This is a genomic window from Nocardioides sp. BGA-UO-ETr-FS32 (assembly GCF_059567905.1).
Genome location: NZ_JCAQOX010000014.1, coordinates 84,070 through 98,167, shown reverse-complemented (window position 1 = coordinate 98,167; position 14,098 = coordinate 84,070). Strand labels below are relative to the sequence as shown.

Annotated in this window: 12 protein-coding genes; 5 read left to right on the top strand and 7 right to left on the bottom strand. The window is 72.5% G+C overall.

Annotation, left to right across the window (positions count from 1 at the left end; all coding sequences use genetic code 11):
* Nucleotides 1-51: 51 nt before the first annotated feature.
* The 4 genes from AC57BS_RS10315 to AC57BS_RS10300 all read right to left on the bottom strand — a co-directional run bounded on the left by AC57BS_RS10315 (nt 52) and on the right by AC57BS_RS10300 (nt 5,016).
* On the bottom strand, nt 52-2,469 hold the full coding sequence (locus AC57BS_RS10315) for a phosphoketolase family protein (RefSeq protein ID WP_496411358.1): 2,418 nt from the start codon (nt 2,467-2,469) through the stop codon (nt 52-54).
* A 73-nt stretch (nt 2,470-2,542) separates the two neighbouring features.
* Nucleotides 2,543-2,881, bottom strand: a complete 339-nt coding sequence (locus AC57BS_RS10310) for a sterol carrier family protein (RefSeq protein WP_496411357.1) — start codon at nt 2,879-2,881, stop codon at nt 2,543-2,545.
* 100 nt (nt 2,882-2,981) lie between these two features.
* A complete protein-coding gene (locus AC57BS_RS10305) occupies nt 2,982-3,791 on the bottom strand; it encodes an alpha/beta hydrolase family protein (protein WP_496411356.1) in 810 nt (269 codons plus the stop codon).
* Nucleotides 3,792-4,065: 274 nt separating this feature from the next.
* Entirely contained in the window at nt 4,066-5,016 is a 951-nt protein-coding gene (locus tag AC57BS_RS10300) for a helix-turn-helix transcriptional regulator (protein WP_496411355.1), read from the bottom strand.
* Nucleotides 5,017-5,079: 63 nt separating this feature from the next.
* Here AC57BS_RS10300 and AC57BS_RS10295 point away from each other — a divergent pair, with 63 nt between their 5' ends.
* Together AC57BS_RS10295 and AC57BS_RS10290 are read left to right on the top strand one after the other, a co-directional pair.
* Nucleotides 5,080-6,117, top strand: coding sequence for an ABC transporter ATP-binding protein (locus AC57BS_RS10295; RefSeq protein ID WP_496411354.1), 1,038 nt, complete (start codon nt 5,080-5,082; stop codon nt 6,115-6,117).
* Complete coding sequence (locus tag AC57BS_RS10290) at nt 6,114-6,866, top strand: ABC transporter permease (RefSeq protein WP_496411353.1); 753 nt, start codon at nt 6,114-6,116, stop codon at nt 6,864-6,866. The genes AC57BS_RS10295 and AC57BS_RS10290 overlap by 4 nt, the downstream gene beginning before the upstream one ends.
* Nucleotides 6,867-7,010: 144 nt before the next feature.
* Here the strand turns inward: AC57BS_RS10290 and purL are convergent, their stop codons facing one another.
* Genes purL through AC57BS_RS10275 form a run of 3 tightly spaced genes read right to left on the bottom strand, consistent with a single transcriptional unit; the run spans nt 7,011 to nt 10,921 of the window.
* On the bottom strand, nt 7,011-9,293 hold the full coding sequence (gene purL / locus AC57BS_RS10285) for a phosphoribosylformylglycinamidine synthase subunit PurL (protein ID WP_496411974.1): 2,283 nt from the start codon (nt 9,291-9,293) through the stop codon (nt 7,011-7,013).
* A gap of 57 nt (nt 9,294-9,350) precedes the next feature.
* Entirely contained in the window at nt 9,351-10,565 is a 1,215-nt protein-coding gene (locus AC57BS_RS10280; protein ID WP_496411352.1) for a WXG100 family type VII secretion target, read from the bottom strand.
* Nucleotides 10,566-10,567: 2 nt separating this feature from the next.
* Complete coding sequence (locus AC57BS_RS10275) at nt 10,568-10,921, bottom strand: hypothetical protein (protein WP_496411351.1); 354 nt, start codon at nt 10,919-10,921, stop codon at nt 10,568-10,570.
* 170 nt (nt 10,922-11,091) lie between these two features.
* Between AC57BS_RS10275 and AC57BS_RS10270 the strand changes: the two genes are divergently transcribed.
* From AC57BS_RS10270 to AC57BS_RS10260, 3 genes are all read left to right on the top strand, one after another.
* Nucleotides 11,092-12,177 (top strand): hypothetical protein, encoded by a 1,086-nt coding sequence (locus tag AC57BS_RS10270; RefSeq protein WP_496411350.1) that lies wholly within the window; start codon nt 11,092-11,094, stop codon nt 12,175-12,177.
* 11 nt (nt 12,178-12,188) lie between these two features.
* On the top strand, nt 12,189-12,587 hold the full coding sequence (locus tag AC57BS_RS10265; protein WP_496411349.1) for a hypothetical protein: 399 nt from the start codon (nt 12,189-12,191) through the stop codon (nt 12,585-12,587).
* A 145-nt stretch (nt 12,588-12,732) separates the two neighbouring features.
* Nucleotides 12,733-14,097 (top strand): glycoside hydrolase domain-containing protein, encoded by a 1,365-nt coding sequence (locus tag AC57BS_RS10260; protein ID WP_496411348.1) that lies wholly within the window; start codon nt 12,733-12,735, stop codon nt 14,095-14,097.
* Nucleotide 14,098: the final 1 nt, after the last annotated feature.

The following is a 14,098-nucleotide window of genomic DNA, read 5'->3' as shown; positions in this document are numbered from 1 at the left end:
CTAGCCCCCGTGGGCCCGCGCGACGCGAGCGGTGCTCGTCCCAGGGCGGTCCTAGAGGTTGTCGGCGCCGGTGTCGGGGTCGGCCGTGGTCGACGGCGACCCACCTCGGTCGGGGTCGGTCTCGACGTCCCACTGCCAGTCGCGCACCTCGGGCAGGTCGTCGCCGTGGGCGCGCGTCCACAACCGCGCGCGCCGACGGGTGTCGGTCATCAGCTGGCGTACGGACGCGGCCCGCGGACCGAGCGCCGGCACCCGGTCGATGACGTCCATGACCAGGTGGTAGCGGTCGGTGTCGTTCATCATCACCATGTCGAAGGGCGTGGTGGTGGTGCCCTCCTCCTTGTAGCCGCGCACGTGGATGTTGTCGTGGTTGGTGCGGCGGTAGGTCAGCCGGTGGATCAGCCACGGATAGCCGTGGTAGGCGAAGATGACCGGCTTGTCGGTGGTGAAGACGGTGTCGAAGTCACGGTGGCTGAGCCCGTGGGGGTGCTCGGCCTCGTCCTGCAGGCGCATCAGGTCGACGACGTTGACGAACCGGATGCGCAGGTCGGGCAGGTGCTCGCGCAGCAGCGACACCGCGGCCAGCGCCTCCAGCGTCGGCACGTCGCCGGCCGCGGCGATGACGACGTCGGGATCGCCGTCGTCGTTGGACGCCCAGTCCCAGATGCCGAGGCCCCGGGCGCAGTGCAGGTCGGCCTGCTCGGCGTCGAGCCAGTCGAAGCTCGGCTGCTTGCCCGATACGACGACGTTGACGTAGTGCTCGCTCTCCAGGCAGTGGGCCATCGTGGACAGCAGCGTGTTGGCGTCCGGCGGCAGGTAGACGCGCACCACCTCGGCCTTCTTGTTGACGACGTGGTCGATGAAGCCGGGATCCTGGTGGGAGAAGCCGTTGTGGTCCTGGCGCCACACGTGCGAGCTCAGCAGATAGTTGAGGCTGGCGATCGGCGGGCGCCACTCGATCTCGCGCGTGGTCTTGAGCCACTTGGCGTGCTGGTTGAGCATCGAGTCGACGAGGTGGATGAACGCCTCGTAGCAGCTGAACAGGCCGTGCCGGCCAGTGAGCAGGTAGCCTTCGAGCCAGCCCTGGCACGTGTGCTCGGAGAGGATCTCCGTCACCCGTCCCGAGCGTGCGAGGTGCTCGTCGACGTCGAGGAGGTCGGCTGCCCACACCTTGTCGGTCACCTCGTAGACCGCGTCGAGGCGGTTGGAGGCGGTCTCGTCCGGGCCGAAGATCCGGAAGTTCGTGTCGTTGTCGCCCACCACACCCACGAGCCACTGGCCGAGGACGCGGGTCGGTTCGTGGATCGAGGCGCCGGGGCGCTCGACGGCCACGGCACTCTCGCGCCAGTCGGGGAGCCGGAGCGGTCGCTTGAGCAGCCCGCCGTTGGCATGGGGGTTGGCGCTCATCCGACGGGAGCCCGACGGCGCGTTGGCGCGTACGGCCTCCACCGGCCTGCCCTCGGCGTCGAAGAGCTCGTCGGGTCGGTAGGACCGCAGCCACTCCTCGAGCTGGGCGCGGTGCTCGTCGTTCTCCCGCGTGCCGGCCAGCGGCACCTGGTGCGCGCGCCAGGTGCCCTCCACCGGCTTGCCGTCCACCTCGGCCGGCCCGGTCCATCCTTTCGGCGTGACGAGCAGGATCATCGGCCACGGCCGGCGCTCGACGTCGCCGTCCTCGCGCGCGGCGCGCCAGATGTCGCGGATCATGTCGTGCGCCTCGTCGAGCGCGGCCGCCATCTGCCGGTGGACGTCGGCCGGGTCGTCACCCTCGACGGTAAGGACGTGGTGGCCGTAGCCGCGCAGCAGGCTCTCGAGCTCGTCGCGGTGGATGCGCGCGGGGATCGTCGGGTTGGCGATCTTCCAGCCGTTGAGGCTCAGGATCGGCAGCACCGCACCGTCGTGGACCGGGTCGACGAACTTGTTGGCGTGCCAGCTCGCCGCCAACGGACCGGTCTCGAACTCACCGTCGCCGACCACCGCCGTGACGACGAGGTCGGGGTTGTCCATGGCGGCGCCGTAGGCGTGGGACAGGACGTAGCCGAGCTCGCCGCCCTCGTGGATCGATCCGGGCGTCTCCGGGGCGACGTGGCTGGGGATGCCGCCGGGGAAGGAGAACTGGCGGAACAGTCGCGACATCCCGTCGCCGTCGTGTGCGATCGCCGGGAAGACCTCGGAGTAAGTGCCTTCGAGCCAGGCGTTCGCGACCGCGGCGGGGCCGCCGTGGCCCGGACCGCAGAGGATGATCGCGTCCACGTCGCGTTCGCGGATCAGCCGGTTGAGGTGGGTCCAGACGAGGTTCAGACCGGGTGTGGTGCCCCAGTGGCCGAGCAGTCGCGGCTTGATGTCCTCACGCTCGAGGTGACGCTCGAGGAGCGGGTTGTCGAGCAGGTAGATCTGGCCGACTGAGAGGTAGTTGGCCGCGCGGAACCAGAGGTCGAGGGCGTGGACCTGGTCATCGGTGATGGTCGCCATGCTCCTTCGTACCGGAATCCGAGGCCCACGTGCACCCCTGAGCCGATCCGACCTCAGCCGGGCGCGCCCGGGCTCAGGCGTCCAGGGGCAGGTACGGCGACAGGTCCGTGCGCTCCCCGCTCGCGACCACCGCACCCGAGTCGAGCGCCTCGGCCCACGTCGTACGGCCGGTGGCGAGCGCCAGCCAGGTCTCGGCGTCGGTCTCGACGACGGCCGGCGGGGTCCCGCGGGTGTGGCGCACGCCGGGCACCACCTGGACGGCCGCGTAGGGCGGCACCCGGACCTCGACGGACCGGCCGGGCGCGCGCTGCTCGAGGACCGCGAGGTAGTGCTTGACCAGGGCCTTGGCGTCGCCCTCGGCGTGGGCGGTGGCGAGCTGGGCGGGGGTCAGGACCTTGAGGCGGGCGGGCACGACCCGAGGCTAGACCGACACCATGCAGGCAGTTCGCGTCAGGTCGGCGGCCGCTGAGCGTGGAGTCGCGGGTCCGGGGGCCGAACTGCCTGCACGGTGCTCACCCGATGGCGTCGAGGACCTCCAGCTGGACCTGCCAGGCGTCGCTGTCGGGGTCGATGACGACGAAGTGGTCGCCCTCGACGCGGACGAGCTCGGCCCGCGCGCCCGCCGCCGTGGCCGCGCGGACGTAGTCCTCGGACTGCTCCAGCGGCACGATAGCGTCGTCGGTCCCGTGCACGCACCACACCGGCACGTCGAGCGGGAGCTGCTGTCGGGGGTCCCACCGGGCGTCCCCGGACCCGGCGGGGTGGCCCAGGAGCGCGGCCGCCGCACCGTCGCCGAGTCCGGCCCGGTCGGCGGCGACGAGGTCGAGCACCCCCGCCTGGGAGATCGCGTGGGTGACGCGTACGCCGGGGTCGTGGCGCCCGGCCGCCCAGACCGCGAGGTGGCCGCCCGCGGAGTGGCCCAGCGTGACGACGGTGGACAGGTCGAGGTCGTCGACGTCGGCCAGCGCGTCGATGGCCGCGGCGACGTCGTCGAAGGTCTCTGGCGTCCCGCCGCCGTTGCCGACCCGGCGGTACTCGATGTTCCACGCGGTCCAGCCCCGCTCGGCCAGCGAGCGCGCCAAGGGCGTGCCGAGGGCGTGGTCGTAGGCGGCCTTCCAGAAGCCGCCGTGGATGACGACCACCACGCCGCGTGAAACCCCTGAGGGTCGGTGGAGCTCGACGAGCTGGGACGGGTCGTCGCCGTAGGTGATCCGCACGGCACCATCCTGCCGCGGCCCGTCCCGCGTGTCGTCGAGCCGGTCCACGGTCGGGCCCTCGGAGCACGCGCCCCGCAGCGCGGGCACGAGCCCGAGTGCGGGCATCGCGAGGAGCGTACGGCGGCGCATGCCGGTGCTTCGGAGCCGAGGCGGCCACGGCTCGGTCACCGTGCCGGTCGCGGTCGCCCTCGTCCCTTCGGGGGCTTGCCAGTGACACGCATGCCCCAGCACCGCCCCAGGTTGTCGCGGACCACCCGCACCGCGTTCCTGGCCCTCCCCTCGGCCGCCACCCTCGCCGCCGCGGCCTTCGCCGCACCGGCCGCCACCGGGGAGACCGGGTCCCCGCACCGGGGGGCCCTTCGTCGCGTCACCGGTCGACTCAGCCGGCCGTCCGGGAGAACCGCGCCCCCACCTCGGCGACGCGCTCGGCCAGGTCCGGAGGCGACTCGACGGTGAAGTCGGCCCCGCAGCTCGCCAGCACCATCACCGGCCAGGCGAGGTCGTCGACGTTCATCTCGAGCACGCATCCTGCGCCGTCCTCGGTGACGGTCCCCCAACGACCGACGCGGGCCGCCAGGTCGTCGGCCGCCATCGCCACGCGGACGCGTACGGAGTGGCGCTGGGGCATCCAGCGGATGCCCTGCTGCACGAAGGCGAGGGCGTCCTCGGCGGGCAGGTCGCGCGCGCGGAACCGCTGGCCCGTGGGCTCCGGGGCGGCGATCCGGTCCAGGCGGAAGCTGCGCCAGTCGGCCCGGTCGCGGTCGTACGCCACGAGGTACCACCGGCGGCCGAGCGAGACCAGGCGCAGCGGCTCGACCCGGCGGTGGGTCACCTCGGCCTCGCGCGCGGCGTAGTCGAAGCGGAGCACCTCGCTGTCGCGGCAGGCCTGGGCGAGGGTGGTGAGTACCGCCGCGTCGAAGACCGGTGCGCCCTCCCACGGCCCCGGTGACTCGGTCTGGCTGGCAACGGCGTCCATCTGGCGCCGCAGCCGCGGCGGCATGAGGGAGAGGACCTTGGAGAGTGCCTGGACCGACCAGTCGTCGGTGCCGGACACCGCCGAGGTGGCCGCCGTCCGCAGGCCGACGGCGATCGCGACGGCCTCCTCGTCCTCGAGGAGCAGCGGCGGCAGCGAGCCGCCGGCCCGCAGCTGGTAGCCGCCGGCCGCACCGCGTACGGCGTCGACGGTGTAGCCGAGCTCGCGCAGCCGGTCCACGTCGCGGCGCAGCGTCCGCGCGCTCACCTCCAGCCGGTCGGACAGCTCCGGGCCCGGCCAGTAGCGGTGGGTCTGGAGCAGGGACAGCAGCCGCAGCATCCGCTCGCTCGTGCTCATGCCGACCAGAATAGTTCTGGATGCGGTCAGGAACTGACCTGATTGGTTCCTAGCGTCTCTCCCATGACCCATCACCAGCACTCAGACCACTCCTCATCGCCTGCGATCGTGACCCGCGGCCTCACCCGCCACTTCACCTCGCGCAAGCAGACCGTCGAGGCCGTGCAAGGCCTCGACCTCGAGATCGGGCAGGGCGAGCTCGTCGCCTTCCTCGGACCCAACGGGGCCGGGAAGTCGACGACGCTGCGCATGCTCACCACCCTCATCCCGCCGACCTCGGGCTCGGCGAGCGTCGCCGGGCACGACGTCGTCACCGGGCAGCGGGACGTACGCCACGCGATCGGCTTCGTCGGCCAGGGCAACGGCGCCGGCCATCGCCAGCTCGGCCGCGACGAGCTCATCAGCCAGGGCCGGGCGCACGGCCTGTCCCGGGCCGATGCGCACCGCCGGGCGGCCGAGCTGGTCGAGGACCTCGACCTCGCCGCTGTCGCCGACCGCAAGGTCTCCTCCCTCTCCGGCGGACAGCGGCGCCGCCTCGACATCGCGATGGGGCTCGTGCACCTGCCGCGCGTGCTGTTCCTCGACGAGCCGTCCACCGGGCTCGACCCGCAGAACCGGGCGAACCTCCAGGAGCTCATCCAGCGCCTGCACGCCGAGAGCGGCAGCACGGTCGTGCTGACCACCCACTACCTCGAGGAGGCGGACGCCCTCGCCGGCCGCGTGATCGTGGTCGACCATGGCCGGGTGATCGCCGACGACACCGCGGCCCGCCTCAAGAGCGGGCTCGGCGACCTCGTGCGGCTGGGCTTCGGCTCGGCAGCCGACGCCGCGCGCGGCGCCGCCCGGCTGGAGCGGGTGCCCGACTCGCGCGTCGACGTCGACGGCACCTCGGTCGACCTGCGGGTCAAGGACGGCTCCACCCTCGTCGGCGAGGTGCTCGCCGACCTGGCCGCGGACGGCGTACCCCCGGCGCGGGTGGAGGTCGCCCGGCCGACGCTCGACGACGTCTTCCTCGACCTCACCGGTCGCAGCCTGCGCGAGGCGCAGTCGACCGGGTCCGACACCGAGTCCACCGACATCAAGAGCGAGGTCGCAGCATGAGCACCTTCCTGGCAGACACCGTCAACGTGATGAACCGCGAGCTCAAGCCCGTGTGGCGCGAGCCGATGGCCGTGGTGTTCGCGATGATCCAGCCGCTGGTCTTCCTCGGCCTGTTCGCGCCCCTGCTGCCCGACATGGCCACCGGCGGAGGCTCTGCGCTCCAGTGGTTCGTGCCCGGCATCGTCGCGATGACCGCGCTGATGGGGGCGTCGTTCACCGGCGCGAACCTGATGGAGGAGATGCAGTCCGGCTCGCACGAGCGGCAGCTGGTCTCCCCGCTCGGCCGCTCGGCCCTGCTCGTCGGCCGCGCCCTCAAGGAGGTCGTGCCGATGCTGATGCAGGTCGCGATCATCGTCGCGGTCGTGACGCCCTTCAGCTTCGACCTGCACCTCGGCGGCGTCCTGGCCGCGGCGGCGCTCCTGTCGGTCTTCAGCATCGGCGTCGGTGCGCTGTCGTTCGCGCTGGCGCTCGCCTCGAAGGGCGAGGACTGGATGTTCTGGACCATCCAGCAGACGCTGCTCTTCCCGGCCCTGCTCACCGCCGGCGTGCTGCTGCCGATGGACGGCGCTCCCCGCTGGCTCGAGGTCGTGTCGATGCTCAACCCGATGACGTACGTCGTCGACGCGGCCCGCGCGCTGTTCGCCGGCACCTGGCCGGCCGACGTGATCCTCCAGGGGGCCGCCGGAGCGGCGATCGTCGCGGCCGTCGGCCTGCTCGTCGGCGTACGGGCGATGCGGCGCTCCAGCTGAGCTGAGCTGCCTGCCTGCCTGCCTGCCTCGTTGGGCGGTCACCGGATATCCGGTGACCGCCTTGCTTACAGGTAGAGATCTGTACCTGTAAGCAGGGAACTCACCGGATATCCGGTGACTCCAGAGGCTCCGGGCCGGGCGATCTCAGGAGCCGAGGACCGCCGGGAGCGTCGCGCGCCAGGCGGCCTTGGCCTCGGCGACGGGCAGGTCGAAGGCGCCTTCGACCGAGATGGTGCCGCCGCCGGTGCGCCCGAGGGGCGTGACAGGTACGCCGTGGCGCTGGGCGAGCGCGACCAGCGCGTCGGCGTGCTCGTCGGTCACCGTCACCAGGGCCCGGGCGGTGGACTCGGAGAAGAGCGCGACGAAGGTGTCGTCCGCGACCGCGTCGAGGGACACCGAGACGCCGATGTCGCGGGTGAAGGTCGACTCGGTGAGCGCCTGCGCGAGGCCGCCGTCGGAGAGGTCGTGGGCGCTGGTGAGCACGCCGTCGCGGGCGGCGTCCTGCAGCAGCGAGGCGAGCGCCTGCTCGGCGGCGAGGTCGAGCTTGGGCGGGAGGCCGCCGAGGTGGTCGTGCGCGACGTGGGCCCACTCGGAGCCGGAGAGCTCCTCGCGGGTCTCGCCGAGGAGGAACACCTGCTCCCCCTCGGCCACGAAGCCGGTGGGCGTACGCCGGGTGACGTCGTCGATCACGCCGAGGACGGCGACCACCGGGGTCGGCAGGATCGCCGTCTCGCTGGTCTGGTTGTAGAGGCTGACGTTGCCGCCGGTGACCGGGATGCCGAGCTCGAGGCAGGCGTCCTTGAGGCCGCGGCAGGCCTCGGCGAACTGCCACATCACGTCGGGGTCCTCGGGCGAGCCGAAGTTGAGGCAGTCGGAGACGGCCAGCGGGCGGGCGCCGCCGGTGGCGACGTTGCGGAACGACTCGGCCAACGCGAGCTGGGCTCCGGCGTAGGGGTCGAGCTTGGCGAAGCGCCCGTTGCAGTCGGTGGAGACCGAGACGCCGAGGTTGGTCGCCGGGTCGACGCGGACCATGCCGGAGTCGGACGGCTGCGCGAGGACGGTGTTGCCCTGGACGTAGCGGTCGTACTGGTCGGTGATCCACGACTTGTCGCACAGGTTGGGCGAGGCGACGAGGCGCAGCAGGGTGTCGCGCAGCTCCTCGCCGGACGCCGGTCGGGCGAGCGCCTCGGCACCGTCGGCCTGCAGGGCGTCCTGCCAGTCCGGGCGGGCGTACGGGCGCTGATAGGTCGGGCCGTCGTGCGCGACGGACCGCGGCGGCACGTCCACGACGCGCTCGCCGTGCCAGTCGATCTCGAGGCGCCCGGTGTCGGTGACCTCGCCGATCACCACGGCCTCCACGTCCCACTTCTCGCAGATGGCCATGAACGCCTCGACGTCCGCGGGCTCGACGACGGCCATCATCCGCTCCTGCGACTCGCTCATGAGGATCTCCTCGGGAGCGAGCGTGGAGTCGCGCAGCGGCACCCGGTCGAGCTCGACGTGCATACCGCCGTCACCGGCCGAGGCCAGCTCGGAGGTCGCGCAGGAGAGCCCGGCACCGCCGAGGTCCTGGATGCCCGCGATGACGCCGGCGGCGAAGAGCTCGAGGGTGCACTCGATGAGCAGCTTCTCCATGAAGGGGTCGCCGACCTGCACGCTCGGCCGCTTGGCGGGGCCCGTCTCGTCGAAGGTCTCCGAGGCCAGCACCGAGACGCCGCCGATGCCGTCGCCGCCCGTACGGGCGCCGTAGAGCACCACCTGGTTGCCCGCGCCCGACGCCTTGGCGAGGTGGAGGTCCTCGTGGCGGAGCACACCGACGCACAGCGCGTTGACGAGCGGGTTGCCGGCGTAGGTGTCGTCGAAGACGGCCTCGCCGCCGATGTTGGGCAGGCCGAGGCAGTTGCCGTAGCCGCCGACGCCGGCCACGATCCCCGGCAGCACGCGCGCGGTGTCGGGGGCGTCGAGCGGGCCGAAGCGCAGCGGGTCCATCACCGCGACCGGGCGGGCGCCCATGGCGAGGATGTCGCGGACGATGCCGCCGACTCCCGTGGCCGCGCCCTGGTAGGGCTCGACGAAGGACGGGTGGTTGTGGCTCTCGACCTTGAAGGTCACGGCGTAGCCCTGGCCGATGTCGAGCACGCCGGCGTTCTCGCCGATGCCGGCGAGCATCTTGCCGACCGGCGTCTCCTGCGGGATCTCGCCGAACTGCTTGAGGTGCACCTTGGTGGACTTGTAGGAGCAGTGCTCGCTCCACATGACGGAGTACATCGCCAGCTCCGAGCTGGTCGGGCGACGGCCGAGGATCTCGCGGATCCGGGCGTACTCGTCGGCCTTCAGCCCGAGGTCGGCCCACGGCTGCTCCCGCTCGGCGTCGGCGGCCGCCAACGCCACCGTGTCGAGCGTGCCGGTCGCGCCGGACGTCGTCAGGCCGGAGGCCGTGCGGGAAGGGGACTGCGGGGCGCTCGTCTCGGGCACGACGCCAATCTACCGGCGACCGCCCCCGTGGTCCGCGTCGGGCGCCGGGTCGTGGACGACCTCGATCAGCGGCCGGCGCCCAGCAGGGTCACCGCCGTCGGCCTCGTCCGTCTCGACCGGCCCCGGGCCCGGCCCCAGGCCCGGCTCCGCGTCGAGCTCCGCGTCGTCGCGGTGAGGCGCCTTCTCCTGCTCGGTCTCCCGGTCGGCCCGGCGCTCGGCCCTGCGGGCCGCTCGCTCGGCACGCTTCTGCTCGAGCGCGGCGCGCTTCGCCTCCCTGGCCGCCTCCTTGGCCGCCTCCTTGTCGCGGGCGGCGCGGGCGGCGGACTCATCCGACGAGGTGCGCTCGAGTCGCGGCGTGGGCATCCGCGACGGTCCGCTGCGGCCGCCCGCCATGCCCCGCGACATCGTGCCGGCGCGCGCCGCCATGGCCCCGGCGCCCATGCCGCCGATGGGCGGGGTGGTCTGGCCCGACGACCGCCTGGCCGCTGCACCTCGCAGGGCCGCGGCCGCCGCGGCCCCGGCGAGCGGGTCGATGCCGCTCGACGAGATCCCGGTCAGGTCGGGCATCGACACCGAGAGGGGAGCGATCGGCGGCAGGGCGGACACGCCCGCCTGGGAGGCGCCGCGCACGGAGGTGGACGACTCCGGCGGCACGGAGCCGACACCGGACACCTCGTGGGCGGGGCCGAGGGTCCCGGGGAACCGACTGCTGGTCAGCGTCATCAGCTCGGTGCGCACCGTGACGAGCTCGGCGCGGGCCGCGCGCAGCCGCGTGGCCTCCTGGTCGAGCGCCAGGGTGAGGCGACGGCGGATCTCCTCGGTCTCGGCCTGGCCGCGCGCGACCTTGCCGCGGTCGTCGTCCTCGGACGGCTTGAAGACGAGGTGGCGCGACTCGCCGACCTTCTCGTGCGGGACCATCGCCACGGTGGTCCACGCCTGGTCGAGCTCCTTCTGCGAGGAGGTGAGGACCGCGCTGACGGCTCGCAACGACCCGGCGATCTGTGCCGCGAGGGTGGTGAACCGGTCGAGGTTGGCGAGGACCTCTCGGCGATGCTCCGCAAACCTCTCCGCGGCGGCCGCGTCCCATCCCTCGGTGGCGCGGCGGGCGGCCTCGACGAGGTCGTCGCCACGGCGTGCCATCAGGGCCCCGAGCTCGCTCCAGCGCTGCGCGGCGGCCTCCAGCGGTCGCACGTCGGCGCGCAGCTCCCACGGGTTCGCCGGCACGGTCAGCGCCCCCCGCATCCGGGGGTCGACCCGAACGGACCCCCGCCCAGCGCACGGGACGTCCGGTCGAGCTCGGCAGCGACGGTGTCGTCGGCTCGTACGGCGTCCTGCGCGGCGTCGACGAGGCCGGCGATGCCCAGCTCGAGGGCGTCGGCGAGCGAGGTGACGACCTCGCCCGCGTCGGCCAGCGCGTCGGCGTAGGACGCGGAGAGGTTGACTGTGCCGGGGTTGTCACCGAGCGTGCCGCAGGCACCGGTCAGCTCGTCGAGCGCGAGCGACCAGTCGCTGCGCATGGCGTCCAGGACGTGCTCGGACGAGGCCGCCAGCTCGACCAGCCTGGCCGGCTCGACCTGCATCAGGGATCGCTTCGCGTTTCCGCCCACGTCAGCGGGATACCCGCACGCGCTCGGGCCAAACACACCAGTGCGCGACCTGTGGGCAACGAGATCGGCGCGGGGGTTTCGCCCGTCGTCGATCGGGGAAGTCAGCCAGCAACGCCCCGCCTCTCGGACCCCCAGGAGCCGCGATGAACGCCGTGATGACCGTCGACCTCTCCGAGCTGGACGCATGGTCCGCCCAGGTCCAGCGCGCCAGCGACGACCTGACGGGCATCGCCCGCAACGGCGGCCACAGCCTCGTGCAGATCGACTTCGGTCCCATCCTCGAGACGATGATGGGCGCCTACCACTCGCTGCTGCCCTCGGTGAACCAGTCGCTCGAGGACAACGGCACCGGCATGGGCGACCACGCGGAGGCGCTGCGCGCCACGGCCCGCGACTTCATGCTCACCGAGGACGGCATCGTCCGCCGCCACAACGCCAACGGCTTCGACGGGCGCGACGGCTCGACCAGCTTCTGGGACGTCGCGGACACCACGATCCGTCGCGCTGGTCCGACCGAGACCGGCCTCCCCCAGATCAGCTTCGGCTTCCCCTACGACACCGTGTGCGACCTCGTCCGCATGCTCACCGGCTTCGACATCCGCGCCGAGCTCGCCGAGAAGATCGGCGGCGACGTCGTCAGCGCCTCCACGCAGGGCTCGTCGTTCGGCGCCCTCGGCACCTCGATGAAGGGCGTGGCGGCCAACCTCCGGAGCGGCGGCCAGACCATCAGCGCCACCTGGCAGGGCTCCACCGCCGACGCCGCGATCGGGCAGATCGGCGCCTGGGTGGGCTCGCTCGACACCCAGGCCGGACAGCTCATCCAGATGGGCCAGAACATCGTCCAGATCTGCCGCGACGCCTGGCAGACCGCGCTCTCGGTGGTCCAGTGCGTGAAGTCGGCCGTGCAGACCGTGTCCTCGGCGCTCGCGACGATGAGCATCCCCGGCGTCGGCTGGGCCAGGGTCGTGCAGGCCGTCTTCCAAGCGTTCCAGGCCGTGATGAAGGCCTACAAGGCGATCATGAAGCTGATCGACATCCTCACGCAGGTGAAGTCCTTCATCGAGACGGTGAAGAACTTCTTCGACGACGACTTGGCGCCGGTGTCGACGCCCACCGCTCCGACCTCGACCGGCGCGCCGAGCAGCACCACGCGCGACCCGAGCTCGATCACCACGCCGACCGTCGGGCAGCGGCCCGCTCCCGTGGCGCCGGCCGTCGCCACGGCCTAGCATCCGCCGACATGAGCGACCCCCGCAGCCAGGCCGAGATCCTGGCCGCCATCAGCGCGGCGCGCGAGGACCTGACCGCCAGCCTCGCCGACCTCAAGGCGACCGTCGACCAGATGAACGCCCGCCCCCTGCTCACCGACGAGGAGAGGGAAGCCCTCGAGGAGCAGGCTGCCTCCGGTGAGCTCGGAGACGACATGAAGACGCTGGTCGAGAAGATCCGGGGCGGCGAGGACACCTGGGAGAACGTGTTCTCCGGTGAGTCGCCCAACGGCGCCCTCCTCCAGGGCCACCTGACGAAGATGTTCGAGGAGCACCAGGACGACCTGGCGCTGGCCTTCGAGGAGCTCATCGAGGAGGAGGAGGCCAAGGGCAACTTCCTCTTCGACGAGGTGCCCACCAGCGACTCCTGACCGGGCTCGCGCTCCGGCTGCGCGAACTACAGGTGTGTAGTTCTCGCGAACCTCTGTGACCCGTGTGACTGGTGTGGTTCTCTGGGGTCTGCTCGCCTGCGCCACGCCCTTCCCCGTCTGCTGCCCGCCCTGCTTGGAGCCACCCATGCGTCGCCTCGTCCTCGCTGCCCTCTCGCTCGTCCTCGTGGTGCCGGCGTACGCCTCGTCACCCGCCGCCGCCGACGACGAGGCGGTCGCGACCGGCGCCACCAGCGCCCGCAAGCTGGCCTCGCAGCGCCAGATCGCGCTGGCGACCCCGGGCGACTTCACCGGCTACGGGTTCGACCAGTGCCTGGCCCCCACGCAGACCGCGATGGACCGGTGGTGGAAGAAGTCGCCGTTCTCGGCCGTCGGCATCTACATCTCCGGCGACTCGCGCGCCTGCCGGTCCCAGCCCAACCTCAGCCCCACCTGGGTCGCCGCCCAGGTCGCACGCGGCTGGCGGCTGCTGCCGATCGCCCTCGGCCCGCAGGCCTCCTGCCAGCCGCGGTTCCCGCGCTACCAGGACGACTTCAGGATCAGCCCCAAGCCCGCCAACGGCTACGCCGTCGCCGCGGCGCAGGGGGCCGCCGAGGCCGACAAGAACGCCGCGGACGCGATGGCGTACGGCATCGGGCCGGGCAGCACGATCTGGTACGACCTCGAGGGCTTCAACCTCGGCGACACCCACTGCCGTGAGTCGGCGCTGGTGTTCACCAGCAGCTGGGTGACGCGGATCAAGGCGCTGGGCTACGTGGCCGGCTTCTACTCCAGCGCGAGCTCGGGCATCAAGATGCTCGACGACGCGCGCCGCCTGCGTCCGGGCCAGTTCGAGCTCCCGGACCGCATCTGGATCGCCCGCTGGGACGGCGTCGCCAACACGTCGACGACCTACATCCCCGAGGACGGCTGGCGCCCGGGCGGCCGGATGAAGCAGTACCGCGGCGGCCACAACGAGACGTGGGGCGGCGTCACGATCAACATCGACAGCAACTTCATCGACCTCGGCGCCGGGTCGGTCCCGCGGCCGGAGGGCCGCTGCCCCGGCACGAAGCTCGGCTTCTGGAAGTACCCCGCGCTGTCCCCGGGGTCGGCGAAGGCCACCCGGGTCAAGGTCCTGCAGTGCCTGCTCACCGAGCAGGGCACCTACTCCGGCCCGATCAACGGGGCGTACGACGCCGCGACGATCGCCGGGGCGCGGGCCTGGCAGGCGGCGCGGAAGTTCACGCCGACGGACACCTTCGCCAAGCGGCACTGGGTCGCGCTGCTGTCGGCCGGACCCCGTACGACGATCAAGCGCGGGTCCGTCGACGAGTCGGTGCACCGGCTGCAGCGGGCGCTCAACGCGGCCGGCGCGGGACGCTTCCGGGCGACCGGTGTCTTCGACGCCAAGACAGAGAAGGCCGTGCGGGCCTACCAGGCACGCCTGCGGATCGCGGGGTCCGGAGTGGCGACGCGGCAGACCTGGAACAAGCTCCAGCAGGGCCGCTGAC

What these genes read in the sequence shown, in the direction of transcription:
- AC57BS_RS10315 (WP_496411358.1), bottom strand. Translation starts at nt 2,469, where the DNA reads ATGGCGACCATCACCGATGACCAGGTCCACGCCCTCGACCTCTGGTTC.
- AC57BS_RS10305 (WP_496411356.1), bottom strand. Translation starts at nt 3,791, where the DNA reads ATGCCCGCACTCGGGCTCGTGCCCGCGCTGCGGGGCGCGTGCTCCGAG.
- AC57BS_RS10300 (WP_496411355.1), bottom strand. Translation starts at nt 5,016, where the DNA reads ATGAGCACGAGCGAGCGGATGCTGCGGCTGCTGTCCCTGCTCCAGACC.
- AC57BS_RS10295 (WP_496411354.1), top strand. Translation starts at nt 5,080, where the DNA reads ATGACCCATCACCAGCACTCAGACCACTCCTCATCGCCTGCGATCGTG.
- AC57BS_RS10290 (WP_496411353.1), top strand. Translation starts at nt 6,114, where the DNA reads ATGAGCACCTTCCTGGCAGACACCGTCAACGTGATGAACCGCGAGCTC.
- AC57BS_RS10275 (WP_496411351.1), bottom strand. Translation starts at nt 10,921, where the DNA reads ATGCAGGTCGAGCCGGCCAGGCTGGTCGAGCTGGCGGCCTCGTCCGAG.
- AC57BS_RS10270 (WP_496411350.1), top strand. Translation starts at nt 11,092, where the DNA reads ATGAACGCCGTGATGACCGTCGACCTCTCCGAGCTGGACGCATGGTCC.
- AC57BS_RS10265 (WP_496411349.1), top strand. Translation starts at nt 12,189, where the DNA reads ATGAGCGACCCCCGCAGCCAGGCCGAGATCCTGGCCGCCATCAGCGCG.
- AC57BS_RS10260 (WP_496411348.1), top strand. Translation starts at nt 12,733, where the DNA reads ATGCGTCGCCTCGTCCTCGCTGCCCTCTCGCTCGTCCTCGTGGTGCCG.